Consider the following 23,819-nt stretch of genomic DNA (forward strand, 5'->3'; position numbering starts at 1 on the left):
GACTGCGTCGCATGCCACCTCAGTCACGCCAGGCGCGTCCGTCCCGCCGCCGGAGCTACGACCAGTACTGCGCCGCAGCGCGCGCCCTCGACGCCGTCGGGGACCGGTGGACCCTGCTGATCGTCCGTGAACTCCTCGCCGGACCACGCCGCTACACCGATCTGCACGCCGATCTCCCGGGCGTCAGCACCGACATGCTCGCGGGCCGCCTCAAGGACATGGAAGGCGCCGAACTCGTCACCCGCCGACGGCTGCCGCCGCCCGTCTCCGCGTACGTGTACGAGCTGACCGAGCGCGGCCGGGCGCTGCTGCCCGTCCTGCGCGCGCTCGCCGCCTGGGGCGCGCCCGCCCTCGACGAACCCCGGCCGACCGACGCCGTCCGCGCGCACTGGTTCGCCATCCCGCTTCTCTCCGCCCTGGAGGGACTCGGCGCCCGGGTCGTCGGAATCACCCTGGACGAAGGGGAGTTCCACGTACGGACCGGGGACGGCGGTCAGCTGACGTACGGGGAGGGCCCGGCCGACGACGCCGACGTGCGGCTGCGGACCGACGTGGCGACCTGCCGGGCGCTCGCCGGCGGGCAGCTGACCCTGGCGGAGGCGGTCGAGGCGGGCCGCGCCGTCCTGGAGGAGCCGGCCCGAAGCTCCTGAGCGAAGGCCCTCGGCCGCCCTTCCCGGCCGCGACCCCGGGAGCGCCGGGGCGCGCCCCGTTTCCCCGAGCGCGGCCCCGAAGCGGCGAGCCCCTCGGGCGCTCCCGCCCCTACCCGCTGACCCGGGGCGTGCCGTCGTCCGTCGAGGAGCCGGCCGCGCGCCGCGCGACGCCCACCGGTCGGCCCTCCGCGGCGGAGGCCAGGGCGGCGGCGAGCCGGTCCCTGGCCTCCGTCTGCGCGGCGATCCGCGCGTCGAGCACCGCGAGCCGCTCGCGGGCGATCTCCAGGCCCCGGGCCGAGGGCGGCGCCGCCGGCACGTTCCCGTCGAGGCAGGCGGCGAACACGGCCACGTCGTCCAGCGTCAGGCCCGCGTCCAGGAAATGACGGATGTTGGACACCCGCACCACGGCACCCTCGTCGTACACCCGGTACCCGTTGTCCGCGCGCGTCGAGGAGATCAGCCCCGCCTGCTCGTAATGGCGCAGCGCCCGTGCCGTCGTCCCCGTCTGCCGGGCCAGTTCACCGATGCGCAAGGCCCCCACCTCCCCGCGCAGTCGTATCACGACACCAGGGCGCCTCCGTCGACGGGCAGCACCGTGCCCGTCAGATATCCCGCGTCCGGCGCGGCCAGCGCGGTGATCGCCCAGGCCACCTCCTCCGGGCGGCCGATCCGCCCCAGCGGGATGTGCGCCAGTTGCCACGCCCGTACCGCCTTCCGCTGCTCCGCATCGAGCCCCATGTGGTCGGCGATCGGCGTCTCGATCGCACCCGGCGCGACCGCCACCACCCGCACCCCGCGCGGCGCGAGCTCCACGGACCAGCAGCGGGTCAGCGTCTCCAGCGCGCTCTTCGTCGCCGGATAGACGGAGTTGCCGGGCCAGCCGCGCTGCCCGACCGTCGTGGTCACGTTGACCACGACGCCCCGGGAGGCCTCGAGAGCCGGCACGGCCGCCTGCGTGAGCAGGACCGGGGCCACGAGATTCGTCTCCAGGAGCGGGCCGATCACCTCACGGGCCAGCGTGCCGAGCGGACCGCCGCCCGCGACGCCCGCGTTGTTCACGAGCACGTCGAGCCGTCCGTACCCGTCGACCGCCGTGCGCACGATCTCCTCCGGCGCGCCCGGCGCCGTGATGTCCGCGACCAGCGGCCGGACCCCCGGACTCTCCGCCGCCGTCTCGTCGAGCGGCCCCGGCCTGCGCCCCACGGCGACCACCGTCGCCCCCTGGCGCGCGAAGGCCACGGCCGTCGCCCGGCCGATCCCGGTGCCGGCACCGGTGACGACGACGACACGACCGGTGCTCCGCTGCTGCGTGGTGCTGTCCATGCGGTGATCCTCGAACCCTGCCGCCAGTGGCAAGGTCAAGCCCGTGCGGCAGGATGGACGGATGCGACTCGAAGCGATCAGCTGGGAGCGTCTCACCGAGGCCGTGACCGAACGGGTCGACCGGGCCGCGCCCGGCGACGGCAGCGACTGGCTCAAGGTGGGCGTCGACGGCGCACCGGCCGCGCCGGGCGCGGAGTTCGCCGACCGGATCGCCGACGCGCTGCGGCTGCGCGGACGGTCCGTGCTCGTGGTCGCGACCGGCGGATTCCTGCGGCCGGCCTCGCTGCGCTTCGAGCACGGCAAGCAGGACCCCGACGCGTACTACACCGACTGGTACGACACCGGCGCGATGTGGCGGGAGGTGTTCGGCCCGCTGGAGCCGGGCGGCAGCGGGAAGGTGCTGCCCGACCTGTGGAACCCCGTCACCGACCGCGCCACCCGCAGTCCCGCGGTGCCGCTGCCGCCCGGCGGAGTCCTCGTCGTCCACGGCCCGTTCCTGCTGGGCCACTGGTACCCCTTCGACCTGAAGCTGCACCTGCGCCTCTCACCCGGCGCACTCGCCCGCCGCACCGACCAGCCCTGGACCCTGCCCGCCTTCAGGCGCTACGAGCAGGAGGTCGGCCCCGCCGACACGGCCGACGCCGTCATCCGCGCGGACGACCCCAGGCGCCCGGCCTGGACCGGCTTCCGGGACTAGGCGAGTAAGTCCGAAGTCTGGTCAGTCCTAAGGCCGCCCGCCCACCCGCGTCACCGCACGTGCCCCCGCCCGGCAGCCCGACTCGGCCGCGCGGATTGGGTCCGCGCCCGTGACCCGGGCGGCCAGGAAGGCGCCCGTGAAGGCGTCGCCCGCGCCCGTGGAGTCCACCGGGCGGGCCGGCGGGGCGGTCACGCGGGCCGTCACCTGGCCGTCGGCGGCGAGGACGGCGCCCGCCGCGCCCAGGGTGACCGCGACCACCGGGAAGCGCCGGCTGAGGGCCGCCGCGGCCGCGGCGGGGTCCGGAAGGCCGGTCAGGAAGCGGGCCTCGTCGGCGTTCGGCAGGAGACACTCCGCGCCGTCCACCGCGGCCAGGAACGGCGCCGCGCCCAGGTCCGCGAGGAAGCCCGCGGAGGCCGGGTCCACGCTCACCGGGACGCCCGCCGCGCCCGCGTCGCGCAGCACCCGCGCGGCCGTCTCGCGGCTCGGCGCGGCGAAGAACAGATAGCCGGACAGATGCACCCGGGCGACCCCGTCGAGCAGCGCCGGCGTCCAGTCACCGGGCGCGAGCCGCAGCGCCGCCCCGCTGTCCGTCAGGAACGTGCGCTCCGCGTCCGCGCCGACCAGCGCGATCACCGACGCGGTGGGCGCGTCCGGATCCGGGACGAGCGTCGGCCGTACGCCCGCCCGGCGCAGCGCCCGGTCGTGCCAGGACAAGGAGTCGGTGCCCACGCGGGCCAGCAGCCGGACGTCCGCGCAGCCCGAACGCGCCGCCCAGCAGGCCACGTTCGCCCCGGCGCCGCCCGGCAGCGTCCGGATCTCCGCCGCCGTGTCGGTCGCGGGCGCGAGCGGCGTGCGGTGCCGGGCCACGATGTCGGTGACGACGTCCCCGACGACCAGGAGCGCGCCGCGACCGGTCACGGCCTGCCGCGGTCGGCCGCCGCGACGAGGGCCGCGAGCCGCACGTTGCCCCGCACCGCCGCCAGGTTCGCCTCCAGGGACGCCCCTTGGGTGTGCACCGTCAGGTACTCCAGCAGGAACGGTGTCACGGCCTGCCCCGTGATCCCCTTCGCGCGCGCCTCCGCGAGACCCGCCGCGAGCACCCGGTCGTGGAGCGCCGGGTCGAGCTGCCGCTCGGCCGGGACGGGATTGCCGACGACCAGCGCCGCGCGCGGCCCGCCCAGCTCGTCCCGGGCGCGCATCACGCGGGCCACGTCCTCGGGGGACCGTACGGTCCAGTCGACGGGCTCGCCGGAGGAGGCGAGGTAGAAGCCGGGGAACCGGTCCGTCCCGTAGCCGACGACCGTCACCCCCAGGGTCTCCAGCCGCTGGAGGGTGGCCGGCACGTCGAGGATCGACTTCACCCCCGCGCACACCACCGTGATCCCGACCTGGGCGAGGAGACGCAGATCGGCGGACTCGTCCTGGGTCTCCGCCCACTCGCGGTGCACCCCGCCGAGGCCGCCGGTCGCGAAGACCCGTATGCCCGCGGAGTCGGCGAGCCAGGCCGTCGCCGAGACCGTGGTGGCCCCCGTCGTCCCGGTCGCGAGCGCCGGCGCCAGATCGCGATGGCCGAGCTTGCGCACCGACGGGTCCTCGGCGATCCGGGTCAGACCGGCCTCGTCCAGGCCGATCCGGGCCACCCCGTCGAGCACCGCGACGGTCGCGGGCACGGCCCCGCCCTCCCGCACCAGGGCCTCCAGCTCGCGGGCTACCGTCAGATTGCGCGGACGCGGCAGACCGTGGGCGATGATCGTCGATTCGAGCGCGACGACGGGGCGCCCCTCGTGGAGCGCCTCCCGTACCTCTTCGGACACCTGTGTGGGCATGGTGGATCTCTGGCGCGCCCGCCCGCCCCGCAAACCTCACCGGCGCACATCAGCCACAGCGCGGCAGCGGGGGCAGCCGGCCCGCGTCCACCACCTGGATCACCGCCCGGGCACCGGCCGTCTTGGCGTTCCCGACGCTGTACGCGACGGCCAGCGCGTTCCCGCCGGCCGCCGCGTAGCCGTACGCCGGGGTGATCCTCGTGTACGCGCCCGAGGCGAGATCGAGGGCGTACGAGGTCTCGGGGGTGCGCCAGGTGACGAGCCGTCCGGCGATCCGCAGCTGGTCCATACCGTCCACGGCGGGGGAACCGGTCACGGCGGCCGAGGGCCGGGCCTCGCCCGTCCGCCACACCATCAGCCGTGGCTCCGCCTCGCCCGCCACCCACGCCCAGGTCGTGCCGTCGGAGACGAGGGCGCGGACGTCACGCAGGGCGGCGACCGGCGGCGGTGGCGCGGCCGGGCGGCCGTCCCGGAGGGAGACGGCCGCCGGCCGGGTGTGCTCTCCGTCGGCCTCGCGCCACACCAGGAGGCCGCCCGCCGCGAACGGCGTGTCGAACACTCCCGTGTGCCACGCGCGCGCGTGCCCGCCGGCGGCCGGGGCGGCGAAGACCGTGGCCTTCCCGGCGCCGGTGCCCTGCGCCCACACCACGGTGCCGTCGTGGACGACCGGGCGGGGGAGCGGACCCGGCCGGTCGGCGCGGGCGAGCCGCCGGGTCGTCCCGGTGGCCAGGTCCGCCACGTACAGGCTCCACGGGCTGTCGAGGGTCCGGCCCTCCAGGACGGCGAAGGCGGCCCAGCGGCGCCCGTCGAAGTCGGCGGCGAGCAGCTGGTGTTCGACGGGATCGGCGAACCGGAGCAGCGTGTGTGCTGCCCGTTCGCCGCGGCGGACCAGGACGGCACGGCGCCCGCCGGAGCCGGTGGGGCCGCCCGCACCGGTCAGCTGGAGCGCCGTCCAGCCCGGGCCCGCCTCCGTGAGTACCGCCCGCTCCCCGGCCGGCGGGCGGTACGCGCCCGCCGCGAAGGCGGTGCGCCAGGCAGCCGGAGTCGCCACCTCGCAGGCCGCCGCCCGCGCGGGCGAACCGGCCGTGGCGGGTGGACCGGTGGGGGCGGGTGGACCGGTGGGGGCGGGCGGACCGGTGGGGGCGGGCGGCCTCCCGGCCCCGCCGGCCGAGCACCCCGCCAGCAGCAGGGCGCCCGTCAGGAGCGGGACCGGAAGGCACAGCGCCGCGCGGAGCCGTCGGCTACCAGACGTAGCCACGGCCGCCCATGATGGTGGTGATCGTGTCGGACGAGATGTGCGCCGACTTCGGCACCGACCCGGCCCACGAGATGACGCTGGTGCTGACCCCGCCGACCGGGTCGAGGTAGTTGACCTGCCCGGCCGCCGTGTCGGTGTTGTAGCCGTCGATCGCGACCCAGTGGAAGATCTCGATGTTGGGGTGACCCACGAGGTGCGGACCTCCCGGCACCTCCCAGGCGTTGCCCGCGATCGCGTAGTCGTTGTCGGTGTTGTGCGTGATGTGCTGCTTGAAGGTCGCCTTGTCGGTGGCGGTCGGGGTGTAGGGCAGCGCGTGCGGCACGTAACCGGCGCCGGGCAGGCGGTAGTTGAGGGCGTCCGCCATCGGGTAGCCGGTCGGGTCGGGCACGTTGATGTCGATGCCGTACCAGGCGGTGCCGCTCGAGTTCGTTCTCAGCAGGGTCGCCGCCTCCTGCTGCGAGCGGCCGCCGACCTCGTCGTGGGCGGACTGGGCGATCACCAGGGTGGCCGGGCCGCACCAGTAGGAGGTCTGCTGCGACTGGTGGATCGCGCCGGAGAGCTTGTAGCCGGTGAGGGCCTCCGGGGTGCCGAGCGGGAACGTCCGCTCGTACGTTCTCTCCGCGTCGATCTGCTTGGCGGCGGAGACGCTGCGCTGGGCCCGCGTCAGGCGCTGCGGCCCGAGGGTGTCGTGGACGGCCTTGTACCAGGCGCCCGGCGCGGGTTCGGCGCCGGCCGCGTGCGCCGGGGCGGCGGGGGCGGTTGGGGCGGCCGCGGCGACGGGCGCGGCCATGGCGGCGGTCAGCAGGGCCGCGGCGCCGAGCACGGCGGCACGGAGTCGAGTGGGGGGCATCGCACACTCCTGTCCGGGGTGGGGGGAGGGGAGGAAAGGGGACGGAGAAAAGAGGACGGGGAGGGGGGGAGCGGAGACGGGGAGCGGAGAGCGGGAACGGAAGGGGTCGCAGGTGGAGGTCGCCGGGGGACGGCGCGGACGCGCGTCCCGGTGGGGGAACTTGCGGGGAGTGTGACGCCTCCGTGGCACGCCTGTCAGCGGACGCGACGGGATCCCCCCGACCAACATTGGGCCCACCAAAGGCGCTGCCCCCGACCAGCGGCGACGTGTGCGGGCGACGCCCGCGCGGGGAGCGGTTTTCGGCGCCTCGGGGGACCCGATCTCGCCCGTACGGCCGAACGCGCCTCCCCGCTCGGCCGGGCGGACCCCTGCGGAATCGGTGCCGCGGAACGCGGTTCCGCACCGCCGGACCCCCGCTTCCGGCGCGGTCCCGCGGCAAACCCCCGCTGCGGATTCCGTCGCGCCGAGCGGACCGGAGAAGTGCCTGGTCGCAGCGGCGAAGGGAGCTCCTCGACCGACCGGGTCCCACCCCGTACGCGGCCCCCGAAGGCCCGCTACAGTCACCGCCCATGACCACTCACGCGCAGCCCTCGTTCGCCGTCCACATCCCCGACGCCGCCCTCGAGCCCGAGCCGCTCGACCCCGGCCAGATCGTCTCCGGCACCCCCGAGGTGACCGGCAAGGTCCTGTGGGAGTCGGCGGACGGCAAGCAGATCCGCGGCATCTGGCAGATCACCCCCGGCGTGGTCACCGACACCGAGGCGAACGAGCTCTTCGTCGTCGTCAGCGGCCGCGCCACGGTCGCGGTCGAGGGCGGCGAGACCCTGGAGATCGGCCCGGGCGACGCCTGTGTGCTGCGCGAGGGCGACCGCACCACCTGGACCGTGCACGAGACGCTGCGCAAGGCGTACCACATCAGCCTCTGAACCCCGCTTCAGGCGAGGCGAGTTCGAGAGCGCCGAACGGGCGTCAGAAGGCGCGTAAGAAGGCGCGTGACAAGACGCGTAACGACACGCGTAACGAGACGCGTGACGAGACGCGTGACAGGGCGCGTAAGAAGGGCGCCTCAGAAGCCGTCCAGGGTCTGGTAGGAAACTTTCCTGTCAGCTAGCATCCCGGGCGGCGGCTTGGCGCGGCGCCCGCTCCCGCTCTCCGGGGGAGCGGGCGTGACGCGCTCAGCGAGAGCTCTGACCCGGCCGCCACGCACGCGCACGCTCCGTGGCACACGCCGCGACGGGGCCGGCCCGCGCTGCCCGCACCGGTGCCCAGCTCTCACCCCTCTCAGGCAAGGGAGTCCCAGGTATGCACCTGAACGCCTCCGCCCCACCGCGCCGCACCACCACCCTGTCCCTGCTCCTCGCCGCCGTCCTGCTCCTCACCGGCGGCCTCGTCCTCGCCGCGACCGGCCGCGCCGACGCCGCCGACCCGCTCCTGTCCCGCGGCAAGCCCGCCACCTCGTCCTCCGACGAGGACGACTCGCTCACCCCCGACCGGGCCTTCGACGGCGACACGTCCACCCGCTGGGCCAGCGAGGAGGGTTCAGACCCCCAGTGGCTCCGGGTCGACCTCGGCGCGAGCGCCGCCGTCTCCCGCGTCCGCCTCAACTGGGAGGTCGCCTACGGCAAGGCCTACCGCGTCGAGATCTCCGCCGACGGCGCCACCTGGACCACGCTCGCCACCGAGACCGCCGGCAACGGCGGCACGGACGACTGGACCGGACTCAGCGGCAAGGGACGCTACGTCCGCGTCTACGGCACCGCCCGCGGCACCTCGTACGGATACTCCCTCTACGAGATGGAGGTCTACGGGACGCCCGACGGCACCACACCGCCCACCACCCCGCCGCCCACCAGCCAGCCGCCCACCACCGGCGCCTTCACCGTCGTCGCCGCCGGTGACATCGCCGCCCAGTGCACCGCCTCCAGCAGTTCCTGCGCCCACCCCAAGACGGCCGCGCAGGCCCAGCGGATCAACCCGAAGTTCTATCTGACGATGGGTGACAACCAGTACGACGACGCCCGGCTGTCCGACTACCGCAACTACTACGACAAGACCTGGGGCGCCTTCAAGGCCAAGACCCGGCCCGTCCCCGGCAACCACGAGACCTACGACCCGGCCGGTCCGCTCGCCGGCTACAAGTCGTACTTCGGGGCGATCGCCTACCCGCAGGGGAAGCCCTACTACAGCTACGACGAGGGCAACTGGCACTTCGTCGCCCTCGACTCCAACTCCTTCGACGACGCCGCCCAGATCCAGTGGCTCAAGGACGACCTCGCCCGCACCACCAAGGGCTGCGTCGCCGCCTACTTCCACCACCCGCTCTACTCCTCGGGCGGCCACGGCAACGACCCCGTCTCCAAGCCCGTCTGGGAGATCCTCTACGGCGCCAAGGCCGACCTCGTCCTCAACGGGCACGACCACCACTACGAGCGGTTCGCCCCGCAGGACCCGAACGGCCGGGCCACCGCCGACGGCATCGTCGAGATCGTCGGCGGCATGGGCGGCGCCGAGCCGTACCCCATCGAGACCGTCCAGCCCAACAGCCAGAAGCGGATCAGCGGCCCGTACGGGGTGCTGAAGCTCGACTTCACCGACACCACCTACACCTGGCAGTACGTCGGCACCGACGGCCAGGTCAAGGACACCGGCCCGACCTACACCTGCCACTGATGTACCTCGCGACCACCGGTCGCCGGGACGCGTCGCCCGCCCCCTCCGGGGCGCGGCGGCGCGTCTCCGCCACCGTCCTCGCCCTCGGCACGGTCAGCCTGGTCACCGACGTCTCCTCCGAGATGGTCACCGCCGTCCTGCCGCTCTACCTGGTCCTCGGCCTCGGCCTCACCCCGCTCCAGTTCGGCTTCCTGGACGGCCTCTTCACCGGCGCCACCGCCCTCGTGCGGCTCGTCGGCGGCCACGCCGCCGACCGCGGCGGACGCCACAAGGCCGTCGCCGGGATCGGCTACGCGCTCTCCGCCTGCTCCCGGCTGGGCCTGCTCCTCGCCGGCGGCGCGACCGGCGGGATCGCCGCCGCCCTCGCCGCCGACCGGCTCGGCAAGGGCATCCGCACCGCCCCGCGCGACGCCCTGATCACCCTCGAGAGCCCGCCCGACGGCCTCGGCCGCGCCTTCGGCGTGCACCGCGCCATGGACACCACCGGCGCCCTCCTCGGACCCCTGGCCGCCTTCGCGCTCCTGTGGGCCACCGCCGACGCGTACGACGCGGTCTTCGTCGTCAGCTTCTGCACCGGGCTGCTCGGGGTGCTCCTCCTCGTCGTCCTCGTACCCGGCGGACGACGGAAGCCCGTGGGCGCCCCCGCCCACCGCATGCGTGACCTCGCTGCCCCGCTCCGGCTGCCCGGCGTACGCCGGATCGTGCTCGGCGCCGCGCTCCTCGGCGCGGCCACCGTCGGCGACGCCTTCTTCTACCTGCTGCTGCAGCAGCGGACCGAACTGGCCGCCACCTGGTTCCCGTTCCTGCCGCTCGGTGCCTCCGCCGCCTACCTGCTGCTCGCCGTGCCGGCCGGGCGGCTCGCCGACCGCGTCGGTCGGCGCCGCCCCTTCCTGTACGGGCACGGGGCCCTGCTCCTGGCCCTCGGACTGCTCCTCGCCCCGGTGCCGGGAGCGCTGCTCCTCGTCGGTGTCCCGCTGCTGCTCGGCGTGTTCTACGCCGCCACCGACGGGGTCCTCATGGCGCTCACCGGACCGCTCCTGCCGCCCGCGCGACGGGCGAGCGGGCTCGCGCTCGTCCAGACCGCGCAGGCCCTCGCCAAGGTGGGCGCCGCGGCCGGCTTCGGGGCCGCCTGGACCCTGTGGGGGCCGACGACCGCGCTCCTCCTCGGCCTCACCGGACTCACGGCGGCCCTGTGCGGCGCGGCCCGCCTGCTGCCGGCCGAGCCGCCCTCCGGATCCGCACCGTCCCCTGCGAAGGAGGCCTCCTCATGACCGCCGTGACCGCCCCGAACCGGCGCCGCCTGTGGGCGCTGGTCCTCGGTGTCCTGCTGCTCGCCGGCGGTGCCACCGGGTACACGCTGCACGCCGCCGCGGGCCGCCCCGGCGCCGCCGGCGCGACGGCCGACGCCGGCTTCACCCTCGACACCGGCTCCCCGGGGGCGCTCTGGTTCCGCGACACCGCCACCGGGCGCGTCGCCCGCCAGGAGCCGGGCGCGCCCGGGAACCGGGTGGCGCTCGGGCCCCGCTGCGACCGCTTCCACGCCGCCGCGGCCACCGCGCTCTGCCTCCAGCTGCGGCCCGGGGTACCGGCCCGCTCGTACGTGCTCGTCCTCGACCGGAGCCTGCGCGAGGTGCGTCGGATGAGCCTGCCCGGGATCCCCAACCGGGCCCGGGTCTCCGCCTCCGGCCGCGTCCTCGCCTGGACCACCTTCGCGAGCGGCGACTCCTACGCCACCTCCGCGTTCTCCACCCGGACCTCGATCCTCGACCTGCGCACCGGCTATCTGATCAAGAGCATCGAGCAGATCCCGCTGACCCTGGACGGGCGCCGCCACCACGCCCCCGACGTCAACTACTGGGGCGTCACCTTCGCCCGCGACGACAACCGCTTCTACGCCACCGTCGCGACCCAGGGGCACACCTACCTGGTCGAGGGCGACCTGAGGAAGTGGTCGGCGCGGGCGCTGAAGGAGAACGTCGAATGCCCGTCGCTGTCGCCGGACGGCACCCGCGTCGCCTACAAGAAGAAGGTCTCCACCGACCCGCGCGCACCCTGGCGCCTGCATGTCCTCGATCTCGCGACCCTGCGCGAGCACCCGCTCGCCGAGGCGCGCTCCGTCGACGACCAGGCGGCCTGGACCGGCCCGGACACCGTCGCCTACGCGTACGAGGGCGCGGTGTGGACCGTGCCGGCCGACGGCACGGGCGCGCCGCGGCGGGTGGCGCCGGGGGCGACGTCCCCGGTGGTGCCGAGATGAGCGGGCGCGCGCGCCTCAGGCCCGCCGCACCGCGCCGCGCACCGCGAGCAGCGTCATGGGCAGCAGCAGGCACGCGCCGACGGCGTTCAGCCAGCCGTATCCCGCCTGCGAGACGATCAGGCCGGCCGCAAGGCCGCCGACACCGGCCGAGGTGTTCATGATGAAGTCCGAGAGGCCCTGGACGGCGGCCCTGGCCGCCGTCGGGACGGAGTCGGTGAGCAGGGCCGAGCCCGAGACGAGGCCGGCCGACCAGCCCAGGCCCAGCACGAACAGGCCGAGCGCGACCTGCCCGTGGCTCGCTCCCCCCGTGCCCGCGAGCAGCGCGGCCACCGAGATCAGGGCCACCGCGAGGCCGATCACCGTGAGCCGCCCGAGCCGGTCGGAGAGCCAGCCCATGACGGGCGAGAACGCGTACATGCCGGCGATGTGCCCGCTGATCACCAGGCCGATCAGCCGGATCCCGGCGCCGTGGTGGCTGAGCGCGACCGGCGTCATCGACATGATCGACACCATCGCGGTGTGCGAGCCGGCCACGGTCACCAGGGCCAGCCGGGCGCGCGAGGATGCCCGTACGGCCCGCATCCCGGCCCTCAGCGAGCGCCCGTCGGCCGCGGCGGCCTCCTCGGGGCCGGCCAGCGCCCGGGCGGTGAGCAGCGGGTCGGGCCGCAGCAGCAGCGCCACCATCACGGCGGAGCACACGAACACACCGGACGCCCAGACGAAGGGCCCGGCGGCGGCCGGGATGCCGAGGCCGGCCACGCTCTCGCCGGCGGGAGCGGCCACGTTGGGCCCGAGAACGGCGCCGATGGTGGTGGCCCACACCACCGTGGAGATGGCCCGGGCCCGCCGGTCCGGCTCCGCGAGGTCCGCCGCGGCGAACCGGGCGGCGAGGTTGGCCGAGGAGCCGGCCCCGAAGCCCACGAGGCCGACCAGGAGCAGCGGGAAGCTGCCGAGGACCGCGCCGAGGACGACGACGCCCGCGCCGAGGGCCCCGACGAGATAGGCCAGGACAAGCCCGGCGCGCCGGCCCCGGCGGCTCATCAGCGAGGCGAGCGGCATGGCGAGCAGCGCCGGCCCGGCCACGGTGGCCGTGGACGCCAGACCCGACAGCGCCTCCGTGCCGCTCACCTCCTTCGCGAGGACCGCGGAGAGGGCCACCCCGATGGCGATGCCGAGTCCGCCGAGGATCTGGGTGGCGATCAGCACCGCCCGGACGCGGCGGCGCAGGGCCGGCAGCCCGGCGGGGGAGACGGGGGCGGATATCGCGGTCGACGGAGGGGCGTCAGGAGCGTCGGGCACGTGGGTCACTGACGCATAGTGCCAGCCGTCCCACCAGGTGGGAACGCCCGGGCCGCCGGCCCTCGGCCGTCCGCCGGCTCCGACCGGGGCCGTTCAGAAGAGCGGTTCCGGCAGCACCCCCTCCAGGGCCAGGAGTCTCCGCTTGGTCTCCAGGCCCCCGCCGAAGCCGCCGATCCCGCCGTCGCTCTCCACCACCCGGTGGCAGGGCACCACCACCGGCAGCGGGTTCGACCCCATCGCCGCGCCCACCGCCTGCGCGGCCGCGGGCTGTCCGACGCGGCGTGCCAGGTCCCCGTACCCCACCACCGTGCCGTACGGGACGCCGTCCGCCAGCTCGCGCAGCACCTGGCGGTTGAATCCGGTCACCAGCGTCCAGTCCAACTTGACGTCGAAGCTCCGCAGCCTCCCGTCGAAATACGCCCCGAGCTGCCGGATCGGCTCGGCGAGCCGGCCCTCCGCGCTCTCCACGAGCTCCCCGCCGAGCGCCCCGGCCAGCCGCTCCAGGGCCCGCTCCCGCACCCGTCCGCCGGCGTGGAAGACCACGCTCACCAGACCCCGATCGGTCGCGGCGAGCAGCAGTGGGCCTATGGCGCTGGGCACCACGGCCCACTCCACCCGCCCCACCGACACCTCCGTCACCGGCTTCTCACGCTCCATGCCGATCACGGTACGACCCGGCACCGACAACCGGGCAGATCAATTCCCTGACCCCGTGGCCGGAGGGCCGCACCGGGCGCCATAATCCGGTAGCACTACTCAGCGGTACCGACTGTTTTCGGACGACGTTGCACCAGGGGTGGAGGACAGACGCTCATGCAGGGCACGGTCGACGGATTCAGCTACGGACTCGTCACGCCGGTGGCGGCCTTCCTCATGGCCTGCCTGGGCGGAGCGCTGGGCCTGCGCTGCACCACGAGATCACTGCGCCACGACGACACCTTCAAGGCGGGCTGGCTCGCCCTCGGCGCCACGTCCATCGGCACCGGCATCTGGACCATGCACTTCATCGCCATGATGGGTTTCAGCGTCCAGCAGGCCCCGATCAGCTACGACCTGCCCATCACCTTCGCCAGCCTGGGCGTCGCCGTCGTCATGGTCGGCATCGGCATCTTCATCGTCGGCTACCGCGGCGCCACCGCGCTCACCCTGGTCACCGGGGGCACCATCACCGGCCTCGGCGTCGCGACCATGCACTACCTGGGCATGGCCGGGATGCGCCTGCACGGACAGATCGAGTACGACACCCCGACCGTCGCCCTGTCCGTCGTCATCGCCGTCGTGGCCGCCACCGCCTCCCTGTGGGCCGCCGTCTCCGTCCACGGCTTCGCGGCCAGCCTCGGTGCGAGCCTGGTGATGGGGCTCGCGGTCAGCGGCATGCACTACACCGCCATGGCGGCCGTCGACGTCCGGCTGCACGGCACGACCGCCCCGGCCGCCACCGGCGACAGCGCCACCTCGCTCCTGCTGCCCCTGCTGATCGGACCGGCCGTCTTCCTGCTGCTCGCCGCCGTCGTGGTCATGTTCGACCCGCTGCTCGTCATGGGCGAGCCCGACTGGCAGAAGCCCAGCGCCCGCGGCGGCTACCGCCACGGCGCCCCCGGAGTGCCCGCCCCGCGCCGCGCCCCGGCCTACGGGGAGCCCGCGAACTGGTCCTCCGCCCGGCCCGCCGCCCGCACCGGCCGCAGGACCGTCCAGCGCGACGCGTACCGCTCCCAGGACTGGTGAACCACCCCGCACGACCCGGGGCCGGGGCCGATCACCCTCCGGCTGTCAGTGCCGGGTCGTACGGTGGTTGCATGCGGCCCGTTTCCAAGATCGAACGTACGGTGGCGCCCTTCGAGGTCGTCAGCCCCTACCAGCCCAGCGGCGACCAGCCGGCGGCCATCGCCGAGCTCGACCGCCGCATCCGCGGCGGCGAGAAGGACGTCGTGCTGCTCGGCGCCACCGGCACCGGCAAGTCGGCGACCACCGCCTGGATGATCGAGAAGCTTCAGCGCCCCACCCTCGTGATGGCGCCGAACAAGACCCTGGCCGCCCAGCTGGCGAACGAGTTCCGCGAGCTCCTGCCGAACAACGCGGTCGAGTACTTCGTCTCGTACTACGACTACTACCAGCCCGAGGCGTACGTCCCGCAGTCGGACACCTACATCGAGAAGGACTCCTCCATCAACGAGGAGGTCGAGCGGCTGCGCCACTCCGCGACCAACTCGCTGCTGACCCGCCGCGACGTGGTCGTGGTCGCCTCCGTCTCCTGCATCTACGGCCTCGGCACGCCGCAGGAGTACGTGGACCGCATGGTCTCCCTCAAGGTCGGCGACGAGATCGACCGCGACCAGCTGCTGCGCCGCTTCGTCGACATCCAGTACACGCGCAACGACGTGGCGTTCGCCCGCGGCACCTTCCGGGTCCGCGGCGACACCATCGAGATCTTCCCGGTCTACGAGGAGCTCGCCGTCCGCATCGAGATGTTCGGCGACGAGATCGAGGCGCTCTCCACCCTCCACCCGCTCACCGGCGAGGTCATCAGCGACGACCGGCAGCTGTACGTCTTCCCCGCCAGTCACTACGTCGCCGGCCCCGAGCGCATGGAGCGGGCGGTCAACGACATCGAGCGCGAGCTGGAGCAGCGGCTCAAGGACCTCGAGAAGCAGGGCAAGCTGCTGGAGGCCCAGCGGCTGCGGATGCGCACCACGTACGACATCGAGATGATGCGCCAGATCGGCTCCTGCTCCGGCATCGAGAACTACTCGATGCACTTCGACGGCCGCGAGCCCGGCTCCCCGCCCAACACCCTCCTCGACTACTTCCCCGAGGACTTCCTGCTGGTCATCGACGAGTCGCACGTCACCGTCCCGCAGATCGGCGCCATGTACGAGGGCGACGCCTCCCGCAAGCGCACCCTGGTCGACCACGGCTTCCGGCTGCCCTCCGCGCTCGACAACCGCCCGCTGAAGTGGGAGGAGTTCCAGCAGCGGATCGGCCAGACCGTGTATCTCTCCGCCACCCCCGGCACCTACGAGCTGTCTCGCTCGGACGGCTTCGTCGAGCAGATCATCCGCCCGACCGGCCTCGTCGACCCCGAGGTCGTCGTCAAGCCCACCGAGGGCCAGATCGACGACCTGGTGCACGAGATCCGGCTGCGCACCGAGCGGGACGAGCGCGTCCTCGTCACCACGCTCACCAAGAAGATGGCCGAGGACCTCACCGACTACTTCCTCGAACTGGGCATCCAGGTCCGCTATCTGCACAGCGACGTCGACACCCTGCGCCGCATCGAGCTGCTGCGCGAGCTGCGGGCCGGCGAGTACGACGTCCTCGTCGGCATCAACCTGCTCCGCGAGGGCCTCGACCTGCCCGAGGTCTCCCTCGTCGCGATCCTCGACGCCGACAAGCAGGGCTTCCTGCGCTCCGGCACCTCGCTGATCCAGACCATCGGCCGCGCCGCCCGAAACGTGTCCGGCCAGGTGCACATGTACGCCGACACCGTCACCCCGGCGATGGCCCAGGCCATCGACGAGACCAACCGGCGCCGCGAGAAGCAGGTCGCGTACAACACGGCCAACGGGATCGACCCGCAGCCGCTGCGCAAGAAGATCAACGACATCGTCGCGACCATCGCGCGCGAGGAGGTCGACACCGAGGAGCTGCTCGGCTCCGGTTACCGCAAGGGCAAGGACGGCAAGGGCGCCAAGTCCCCGGTCCCCTCGCTCGCCGCCCACGCACCGAAGGGCAAGGGGGCGAAGGCGGGTGCGACCGTCGAGCTCGGCGACCGCCCGGCGACCGAACTGGCCGGAATCATCGAGGAGATGACCGACCGGATGAAGGCCGCCGCCGCCGAGCTGCAGTTCGAGGTCGCCGCCCGGCTCCGCGACGAGGTGTCCGAGCTGAAGAAGGAACTGCGCCAGATGAAGGAGGCCGGTCTCGCCTGACCCGCCCGCCCCACGCCCCGCGCGGACCGGCCCGGTGTGTTGCAAGACCGACACAAAACCGGGCCTGTCCGGGCAGGTTGTCAGTGCCTCTGCGTAGGGTGCTGCTCACACCGATGAGAGGGGCAGCGCGTGACGGTCAACATGACCAAGGGGCAGGCCATCAGCCTGGAGAAGAAGGACGGAGGGAGCCTGACCTCCGTGCGGATGGGTCTCGGTTGGCAGGCGGCGCCCCGCCGCGGCCTGTTCGGCTCGCGCACGCGTGAGATCGACCTGGACGCCTCCGCCGTCCTCTTCGCCGACAAGCAGCCGGTCGACGTGGTCTTCTTCCGTCACCTCGTCAGCGACGACGGCTCCGTCCGCCACACCGGCGACAACCTGGTCGGCGGCGCGGGCCAGGGCGGCGACGACGAGTCGATCCTGGTGGACCTCCAGCGGGTCCCGGTCCACATCACCCAGATCGTGTTCACGGTGAACTCCTTCACCGGCCAGACCTTCCAGGAGGTGCAGAACGCGTTCTGCCGCCTCGTGGACGAGACCAACGGCCAGGAGCTCGCCCGCTACACCCTGAACGGCGGCGGCCAGTACACGGCCCAGATCATGGCCAAGGTGCACCGGGCCGGCGCGGGCTGGCAGATGACTGCCCTGGGCAACCCGGCCAACGGCCGCACCTTCCAGGACCTGATGCCGTCGATCCTCCCGGTCCTCTGACCTGACCGGGACGGGGCCCCGAGCGGGCCCCTTCAGCACAGCCACGCGCACGGAGAGACGGAGCAGATGACCGCCGAGCTGGTCCGGGGGCAGAACCACCCCCTGCCCCACACCCGCCTGGAGATCCGGGTCTCGGCCGGTCATCCGGTCGTCGCCGCGGCCACCCTGGGCGACGAGCAGGGCCGGATCGCGGGGGCCGAGGCCGTCGCCCACCCCGGCGCCGCCGCGCTGCCCGGGGTCGAGGTGCCCCGGCAGGCCGCGACCGAGCACCGGCTCGCCGTCGACCTGGAGGCCGTACGGGACGCCGTCCACCGGGTCTCCGTCCTCCTCGCCCTGCCCGTCGGCGTGGACGGCCCCGACCGGTTCGGCGCCTCGGCCGCCCCCGTCGTGACCGTCACCGGCCCCGACGGCACGGGCATCGCGGGCTACACGATCACCGGACTCGACCGCGAGTCCGCGCTCGTCGCCCTGGAGCTCTACCGCCGCCAGGGCGCCTGGAAGGTGCGGGCCGTCGGCCAGGGCTACGAGGGCGGGCTCGCGGCGCTCCTCGCCGACCAGGGCCTCGACCGCCCCGCCGAGCTCGCCGGTTCCGTCCTGGAGGCGGTCGCCCAGGGCCTGGCCCGCTCGGTCGCCGCACCGCCGCCGCGGGTCCCGGAGGCGGACCGCGTCCGCCGGCCGGCCCAGGCCCAGGCACAGGCACAGGCCCACGCCCAGCCTCAGTCCCCGGCGCAGCCCCACACTCCGGCCCAGTCCGCGACCCAGGGACAGCCCCAGGTCCCGGCGCAGCCCGCAAGCCTGGGGCAGCCCCAGGTCCCGGCGCAGCCCGCGACCCCGCCCGCGCCGGCCGCGTCGCCGGCCCCCGCCGGCGGGCCCGTCGACTACACCCACCCGGGCCGCCGACCGGCCCCCGCCGCCGCCCCGCCGCCGCAGGACCCGGCGCCCACCGCGTATCCGACCCCGGTCGCCGGGGACGCCACCGGCTGGTCGATGGACGAGCGGCTCTACAACCAGGTGTGGGGCATGTTCGAGGACCTGGCCCGCACGACCGCCGCGTACCGCAGCGCCTGCCAGTTCGCCGAGTCCCGGCTCGACCAGGAGCTCGACCGGGCCCTGTCGGACCCCCGCAACCGGATCGGCGGGGCCGGTGACGCCGCCCGGGCCGAGGCCAAGGCCAGGCACGACGAGCTGACCGCCCGCGCCCAGGAGGCCCTGGATCGCGACCTCGCGCAGCTCGCCGCCGAGTCCGAGGTGGTCGAGCCCGCGCTGCCCGCCGCCTACGCCCGCTGGGACAGCCCCGTCTGGCAGGCCTACCGGGTGCCCACCGAGGCGCCGATGGCGGTGCGCCTCGGCGACCTCCACCTGCCCGAGCGGACCGGCCTGCGCATCCCGTTCCTGGCCCGGCTGCCCCTGACCCGGGGTCTCTGGGTGGACTCGGGGCGCGGCCACTCCGAGGCCGCCGGACTCCTCGACGACGCCGAGCTGCGCCGGCTGGCCCTGGACAGCGCCGTCGCGCACGCCGTGCGGCTGCTCGCCGTGCACCCGGCGGACGACTTCCGGGTGCGGGTGATCGACGCGGCCGGCGCGGGCGCCGCCGCGTTCGCGCCGCTCGTCGAGTCGGGCGTCCTCGCCGCCCCGCCGGCCGCCGGAGCGGCCGGGGTCTCCGCCGTCCTGGCGCAGCTCACGGAGCGGGTCGACCTGCTGCAGATGGCGCTGCGGGCGGGCGCGTCCGAGGACCTGCCGCCGGGTCTGGACACGGCCGAGGAACTGCTGATCGTGCACGACTTCCCGCACGGCTTCGACGACCGCGCGGTCACCCAGCTGCGCTATCTCGCCGACGAGGGCCCGGCGGTCGGCACCCATCTGCTGATGATCGCGGACCGGGAGGAAGCGGCGGCGTACGGGCCGGTGCTCGACCCTCTGTGGCGGTCCCTCACACGGCTCACGCCGGTGCCCGACGACCACCTCGCCGATCCGTGGGTCGGCCACGCCTGGACGTACGAGCCGCCGGCCTTCCCGGCGGGGAGCGGGGTGCTGCGGCAGGTGCTCGCGCAGCTGTCCGACGCCCGCGGGCAGGGACGGCCGTATCGTCGCTGACCAGCGGTTTTGGGTATGCTTTACCCTTCCCTTTACCTTCCCTTGGTTCTTCGGGTAGTGTTCTTGGTGCGGAGGGGAGTACTCCCTATACGCGGCGTACCCGTCAATACGGACAGGTCGGACACCTGATCCCGGGGCGCCGGCCCGGCCGTCCCCCGGGTGGAAGAGACCTCCGGCTACGACGAGGCTGATCATCAGCCGTACGACGCCGGAGGCGCAGTGGACGTTTCTGTGACCCTGTGGGTGCTGACCATTCTCGGTCTGGGCGCCCTGATCGCGGTCGACTTCCTCATCGGACGCAAGCCGCACGACGTGTCGGTCAAGGAGGCCGGCATCTGGACGGTCGTCTGGATCGTCCTCGCCGCGCTGTTCGGCCTGGGGCTGCTGCTCTTCGGCAACAGCCAGGCCTCGGGCGAGTTCTTCGCCGGATTCATCACCGAGAAGTCGCTCAGTGTCGACAACCTCTTCGTCTTCGTCCTGATCATGGCGAAGTTCTCGGTGCCCTCCCACCTCCAGCAGCGCGTGCTGCTGGTGGGCGTGCTGATCGCCCTGGTGCTCCGCGCGATCTTCATCGCCGCCGGCGCCGCGATCATCGCGAGCTTCTCCTGGGTCTTCTACCTCTTCGGCGCGTTCCTGATCTACACCGCCTGGAAGCTCATCCAGGAGGCGCGCGCGGACGAGGAGGAGGACGAGTTCGAGGAGAACCGTCTCCTCAAGTCGATCGAGAAGAAGTTCGGCGTCGCCGACCGCTACCACGGCACCAAGCTCCTCATCCGTGACCACGGCAAGCGGGTGCTGACCCCCCTGATGGTGGTCATGCTCGCGATCGGCACCACCGACGTGCTGTTCGCCCTCGACTCCATCCCGGCGATCTTCGGCCTCACCCAGGACCCGTACATCGTCTTCACCGCCAACGCCTTCGCCCTGATGGGTCTGCGGCAGCTGTACTTCCTCATCGGCGGCCTGCTGAAGAAGCTGGTCCACCTGAGCTACGGCCTGTCCGTGATCCTCGGCTTCATCGGCGTGAAGCTGGTGCTGCACGCCCTGCACGAGTCCGGGGTGCACGTGCCCGAGATCTCCATCCCGGTCTCGCTCGCGGTCATCTGCGGCGTCCTCGTCATCACCACGATCACCAGCCTCGTCGCGTCGAAGAAGCAGGCCCGGCGCGAGGCCGACGAGGCGGTCGGGACGGCCGGATCCCTGGCGGGCGACGGGGCCGGCGAGTCCGAGAAGGACGGCGTCCGGGCCTGACCCGGCCGCGAGGGCCGGTGCGAGCGGCACACAGCCGCCCGCACCGGCCCTTCACCGTGTCCGGCCGTCCGGCTTGCCGGCTGTCCGCCGCACCGGCCCTTCGCCCGTGACCGCTCGCCGCTATACCGGCTCGGGCGCCGGCTCCGGGGCCGGGCGCGCGGTCCGCTCCGGCAGGGTCTCCGGGAGCAGCGCGAAGCAGCCCAGGCTCACCAGGGCCACGACCGTCAGATAGGCGGCCACGCCCCAGGGCGGCCCCGAGCCGCCGTCCGAGACGGCCGTCGCCACGAGCGGGGTGAGCGCCCCGCCGAGCACCCCGGCCAGGTTGTAGCCGACGGCCGCGCCGGTGCAGCGCACCCGCGGTTCGTAGAGCTCCGGGAGGTACGCGCCGACCACCGCGAACATCGTGATGAAGGCCAGCAGCGAGCCGAGGAAGCCCAGGAACATCAGCGGCGGGCGCCCGGTGTGCAGCAGCGCCACCATCGGGAACATCCACAGCGCCGAGCCCGCGCAGCCGGCCAGGCACATCGTGCGGCGGCCGAAGCGGTCGCCGAGCAGCGCCAGGAACGGGGTCACCGCCCCCTCGATCGCGACCGCCGCCATCACGCAGGTCAGCATGACCGTGCTCGACACCCCCAGCCGCTCGGTGCCGTAGGCCAGGGCCCAGGTGGAGACCGTGTAGAAGACGGCGTAGCCGACGGCCAGCGCGCCCGCGGTGAGCAGGACGAGCCGCCAGTGCCCGCGGACGACCTCCTTCAGCGGCGCGGTCGCCCGCCGCCCCTCGGCGGCCAGCTCCTCGAACCGCGGGGTCTCCGCGAGCGAGGAGCGCAGGCCGAGCCCGGCGGCGGCGAGCAGCCCGGCCGCCCAGAACGGCACCCGCCAGCCCCAGGAGCGGAACTCCGCGTCGCTCAGCCCGGCCGTCAGGGCCAGCATCACCCCGTTGGCCAGCAGGAAGCCGACCGAGGGGCCGATCTGCGGGAAGCTCGCCCAGAGCGCCCGCCGGCCCGCCGGGGCGTGCTCGGCGGTGAGGAGCACCGCGCCGCCCCACTCCCCACCGAGGCCGAGCCCCTGGAGGAAGCGCAGGACGAGCAGCAGCACGGGCGCGGCGATGCCGATCGTCTCGTAGCTCGGGACGCAGCCGACCGCGACGGTCGCGCCGCCGGTGAGCAGCAGTGAGGCGAACAGGACCGGGCGCCGGCCGTGGCGGTCGCCGACGTGGCCGAAGAGGACCGAGCCCAGGGGGCGGGACACGAAGCCGACGGCGAACGTGCCGAAGGCGGCGAGGGTCCCGGCGACGGGGGAGAAGGTCGGGAAGAAGAGCGGGCCGAGCACGAGCGCGGCGGCGGTCCCGTAGACGAAGAAGTCGAAGAACTCGATGGCCGTGCCGACGAGCGAGGCGGCGGCGAGCCGCCCCATGGAAGGCGACGGGCGGGCCGCGGGCGGCGACGGAGCGTGACTGTGGCGCATGTCGCGCCAACTACCCGTCCGCCGCCCGGGTTACGGGGGCGCGCGGTGGCACCCCCGGGCTCGGCGCCCGCGCGCGGAGGTCACCAGCCGCGCTCGCGCCACTCCGCGAGGTGCGGGCGCTCGTCACCGAGCGTGGTGTCCCTGCCGTGGCCCGGGTAGATCCAGGTCTCGTCCGGGAGCACGTCGAAGAGCTTGGTCTCCACGTCGTGGATCAGGCTCGCGAAGGCCTCCGGGTCCTTCCAGGTGTTCCCGACCCCGCCCGGGAAGAGGCAGTCGCCGGTGAAGACGTGCGGGTGCCCGTGCGGGTCGTCGTAGATCAGCGCGATCGAGCCGGGGGTGTGCCCGACGAGCCGGCGGGCGGTGAGCTCTACCCGGCCGACGGTGATCGTGTCGCCGTCCTCCACGAGCTCGTCGGTCCCGACGGGGATGCCCACCGCGTCGTACGCCCCCGCGTAGGTGCGGGCGCCGGTGGCGGCGACGACCTCGGCGAGGGCCTGCCAGTGGTCACCGTGCTGATGGGTGGTGACGACGGACGCGATGCCGTCGTCACCGATCAGGGTGAGGAGGGTGCCGGCCTCGTTCGCCGCGTCGATCAGGAGCTGCTCGCCGGTGGCCCGGCAGCGCAGCAGATACGCGTTGTTGTCCATCGGGCCGACCGCGACCTTCGAGATCATCAGGTCGGTCAGCTCGTGCACGTCGGCGGCCCCGCCGACCTTCACCACTCCGCTGTACGTCATGGCCTCAGCCTAGCCCCGGGTGCCGATGGCCGGCGGGGGCGACCCGGGGCGGCAACTGCGGTTACAGCGGCGGGAGCTCGGGCAGGCCGTCGCCGGCAAGGACGGCGAGACGGGCGCCCTTGTCGCCGCGGCCGGACAGCCAGCCGAGCAGCTCGGCGGCCGTTCCGCCCAGGACGACCGGGGTGCCCTCGGCGCCGCCGGTGTGCCAGGTGGGGTCGCCCTCGGCGGACCCGAGCCGCAGGGTCACCGGAGGCACCTCGGGGCGGCCGGACCAGCGGTCGGCGAGGAACGCGATCTCGCGCAGCAGGAACTCCTCCGGGAGGTCCTCCAGCTCGTAGCCGGCGTCCAGGTCGACGTGGTGCAGGTCCACCTCGACCCAGCGGCGGAACGGCACCCGGGCCGCCTGGTCGGTGACGCCGTTGCGCAGCTCCACCACGCGCTCCCAGTCGGCGGGCTCGCGGCACACCTCCTCGAAGCGGTCGGCGGTGGCACGCAGGTCGGCGAGCTGCACGTCGAGGGGCCGGCCGGCGTCCCGCTCGATGTCGGCGTCGCGGGTCTCGGCGTCCTTGTACATCGGCAGGCCCTGGAGGACGTTCACGAGCGCGTCCGCGTTGCGGGCCAGGTGGGCCAGGACGTGGCCCCGGGTCCAGCCGGGAAGCCGTGACGGCGCGGTCAGCGCCGCGTTGTCCAGGGAGGCGGCGGCGGACAGCAGCCGGTCGGTCGCTGCGCGCACGGAGGCGATGTCAGACACATGGTCGATCATGGGGCCGACCCTAGGGGGTGGGAGGCCGGTCCGGCCAGAGGCT

The 23,819-nt window shown here is 74.1% G+C and carries 22 protein-coding genes; 11 read left to right on the forward strand and 11 right to left on the reverse strand.

Translation table 11 applies throughout. The annotated features are described in order from the left end of the window. Positions 1–11 precede the first annotated feature (11 nt). Positions 12–650, forward strand: coding sequence for a winged helix-turn-helix transcriptional regulator (locus ACIGXE_RS05070; RefSeq protein WP_399743156.1), 639 nt, complete (start codon positions 12–14; stop codon positions 648–650). 109 nt (positions 651–759) lie between these two features. Here ACIGXE_RS05070 and ACIGXE_RS05075 read toward each other — a convergent pair whose 3' ends face one another. Both ACIGXE_RS05075 and ACIGXE_RS05080 read right to left on the reverse strand, forming a co-directional pair. Next, positions 760–1,182: a MerR family transcriptional regulator gene (locus ACIGXE_RS05075; RefSeq protein ID WP_399743159.1), complete on the reverse strand. Its 423-nt coding sequence runs from the start codon at positions 1,180–1,182 to the stop codon at positions 760–762. Between the two features lie 26 nt (positions 1,183–1,208). Beyond that, positions 1,209–1,973, reverse strand: coding sequence for an SDR family NAD(P)-dependent oxidoreductase (locus tag ACIGXE_RS05080; RefSeq protein ID WP_399743163.1), 765 nt, complete (start codon positions 1,971–1,973; stop codon positions 1,209–1,211). Between the two features lie 61 nt (positions 1,974–2,034). Here ACIGXE_RS05080 and ACIGXE_RS05085 point away from each other — a divergent pair, with 61 nt between their 5' ends. After that, a complete protein-coding gene (locus ACIGXE_RS05085; protein ID WP_399743166.1) occupies positions 2,035–2,670 on the forward strand; it encodes a uridine kinase in 636 nt (211 codons plus the stop codon). Between the two features lie 27 nt (positions 2,671–2,697). Here ACIGXE_RS05085 and ACIGXE_RS05090 read toward each other — a convergent pair whose 3' ends face one another. From ACIGXE_RS05090 to ACIGXE_RS05105, 4 genes are read right to left on the reverse strand one after another with little or no spacing between them, the layout of a single operon-like run. Continuing rightward, positions 2,698–3,588, reverse strand: a complete 891-nt coding sequence (locus tag ACIGXE_RS05090; RefSeq protein ID WP_399743168.1) for a carbohydrate kinase family protein — start codon at positions 3,586–3,588, stop codon at positions 2,698–2,700. Next, positions 3,585–4,496 (reverse strand): pseudouridine-5'-phosphate glycosidase, encoded by a 912-nt coding sequence (locus ACIGXE_RS05095; protein WP_399743171.1) that lies wholly within the window; start codon positions 4,494–4,496, stop codon positions 3,585–3,587. Before ACIGXE_RS05095 ends, ACIGXE_RS05090 begins: the two co-directional genes overlap by 4 nt. Before the next feature lie 49 nt (positions 4,497–4,545). Next, entirely contained in the window at positions 4,546–5,754 is a 1,209-nt protein-coding gene (locus tag ACIGXE_RS05100; RefSeq protein ID WP_399743174.1) for a hypothetical protein, read from the reverse strand. Next, on the reverse strand, positions 5,738–6,604 hold the full coding sequence (locus ACIGXE_RS05105) for a hypothetical protein (protein ID WP_399743176.1): 867 nt from the start codon (positions 6,602–6,604) through the stop codon (positions 5,738–5,740). The genes ACIGXE_RS05100 and ACIGXE_RS05105 overlap by 17 nt, the downstream gene beginning before the upstream one ends. Positions 6,605–7,173: 569 nt before the next feature. On the opposite strand from ACIGXE_RS05105, the gene ACIGXE_RS05110 reads away from it, so the two are divergent. The 4 genes from ACIGXE_RS05110 to ACIGXE_RS05125 all read left to right on the forward strand — a co-directional run bounded on the left by ACIGXE_RS05110 (position 7,174) and on the right by ACIGXE_RS05125 (position 11,531). After that, the gene (locus ACIGXE_RS05110; protein ID WP_399743179.1) at positions 7,174–7,530 is read left to right on the forward strand and encodes a cupin domain-containing protein; all 357 of its coding nucleotides are present in this window, start codon (positions 7,174–7,176) and stop codon (positions 7,528–7,530) included. Positions 7,531–7,906: 376 nt separating this feature from the next. Continuing rightward, positions 7,907–9,274, forward strand: a complete 1,368-nt coding sequence (locus ACIGXE_RS05115) for a discoidin domain-containing protein (protein WP_399743182.1) — start codon at positions 7,907–7,909, stop codon at positions 9,272–9,274. After that, positions 9,274–10,545, forward strand: a complete 1,272-nt coding sequence (locus ACIGXE_RS05120; protein ID WP_399743184.1) for an MFS transporter — start codon at positions 9,274–9,276, stop codon at positions 10,543–10,545. Before ACIGXE_RS05115 ends, ACIGXE_RS05120 begins: the two co-directional genes overlap by 1 nt. Continuing rightward, a complete protein-coding gene (locus ACIGXE_RS05125) occupies positions 10,542–11,531 on the forward strand; it encodes a TolB family protein (protein WP_399743187.1) in 990 nt (329 codons plus the stop codon). The genes ACIGXE_RS05120 and ACIGXE_RS05125 overlap by 4 nt, the downstream gene beginning before the upstream one ends. 15 nt (positions 11,532–11,546) lie before the next feature. Here the strand turns inward: ACIGXE_RS05125 and ACIGXE_RS05130 are convergent, their stop codons facing one another. Together ACIGXE_RS05130 and ACIGXE_RS05135 are read right to left on the reverse strand one after the other, a co-directional pair. Next, positions 11,547–12,839: an MFS transporter gene (locus ACIGXE_RS05130; protein ID WP_399743189.1), complete on the reverse strand. Its 1,293-nt coding sequence runs from the start codon at positions 12,837–12,839 to the stop codon at positions 11,547–11,549. A gap of 84 nt (positions 12,840–12,923) precedes the next feature. Continuing rightward, on the reverse strand, positions 12,924–13,487 hold the full coding sequence (locus tag ACIGXE_RS05135; protein ID WP_399743192.1) for a methylated-DNA--[protein]-cysteine S-methyltransferase: 564 nt from the start codon (positions 13,485–13,487) through the stop codon (positions 12,924–12,926). Positions 13,488–13,643: 156 nt separating this feature from the next. On the opposite strand from ACIGXE_RS05135, the gene ACIGXE_RS05140 reads away from it, so the two are divergent. From ACIGXE_RS05140 to ACIGXE_RS05160, 5 genes are all read left to right on the forward strand, one after another. Continuing rightward, positions 13,644–14,555: an MHYT domain-containing protein gene (locus tag ACIGXE_RS05140; RefSeq protein WP_399743194.1), complete on the forward strand. Its 912-nt coding sequence runs from the start codon at positions 13,644–13,646 to the stop codon at positions 14,553–14,555. A gap of 71 nt (positions 14,556–14,626) precedes the next feature. Beyond that, positions 14,627–16,759, forward strand: coding sequence for an excinuclease ABC subunit UvrB (uvrB, locus tag ACIGXE_RS05145; protein ID WP_399743196.1), 2,133 nt, complete (start codon positions 14,627–14,629; stop codon positions 16,757–16,759). A gap of 129 nt (positions 16,760–16,888) precedes the next feature. Continuing rightward, the gene (locus ACIGXE_RS05150) at positions 16,889–17,467 is read left to right on the forward strand and encodes a TerD family protein (protein WP_399743199.1); all 579 of its coding nucleotides are present in this window, start codon (positions 16,889–16,891) and stop codon (positions 17,465–17,467) included. Between the two features lie 66 nt (positions 17,468–17,533). Further along, positions 17,534–19,561 (forward strand): TerD family protein, encoded by a 2,028-nt coding sequence (locus ACIGXE_RS05155; RefSeq protein ID WP_399743202.1) that lies wholly within the window; start codon positions 17,534–17,536, stop codon positions 19,559–19,561. 219 nt (positions 19,562–19,780) lie between these two features. Continuing rightward, complete coding sequence (locus ACIGXE_RS05160) at positions 19,781–20,812, forward strand: TerC/Alx family metal homeostasis membrane protein (RefSeq protein ID WP_399743205.1); 1,032 nt, start codon at positions 19,781–19,783, stop codon at positions 20,810–20,812. 120 nt (positions 20,813–20,932) lie between these two features. On the opposite strand, the gene ACIGXE_RS05165 is transcribed toward ACIGXE_RS05160, so the two are convergent. The 3 genes from ACIGXE_RS05165 to ACIGXE_RS05175 form a co-directional block, all read right to left on the reverse strand. After that, on the reverse strand, positions 20,933–22,225 hold the full coding sequence (locus ACIGXE_RS05165; RefSeq protein ID WP_399743787.1) for an MFS transporter: 1,293 nt from the start codon (positions 22,223–22,225) through the stop codon (positions 20,933–20,935). Between the two features lie 131 nt (positions 22,226–22,356). Then, a complete protein-coding gene (locus tag ACIGXE_RS05170; protein ID WP_399743208.1) occupies positions 22,357–23,013 on the reverse strand; it encodes an MBL fold metallo-hydrolase in 657 nt (218 codons plus the stop codon). Positions 23,014–23,074: 61 nt separating this feature from the next. Beyond that, entirely contained in the window at positions 23,075–23,776 is a 702-nt protein-coding gene (locus ACIGXE_RS05175) for a maleylpyruvate isomerase family mycothiol-dependent enzyme (protein WP_399743211.1), read from the reverse strand. Positions 23,777–23,819 lie beyond the last annotated feature (43 nt).

It is taken from the genome of Streptomyces sp. NPDC053431 (genome assembly GCF_044544925.1).
Taxonomy (GTDB): domain Bacteria; phylum Actinomycetota; class Actinomycetes; order Streptomycetales; family Streptomycetaceae; genus Streptomyces.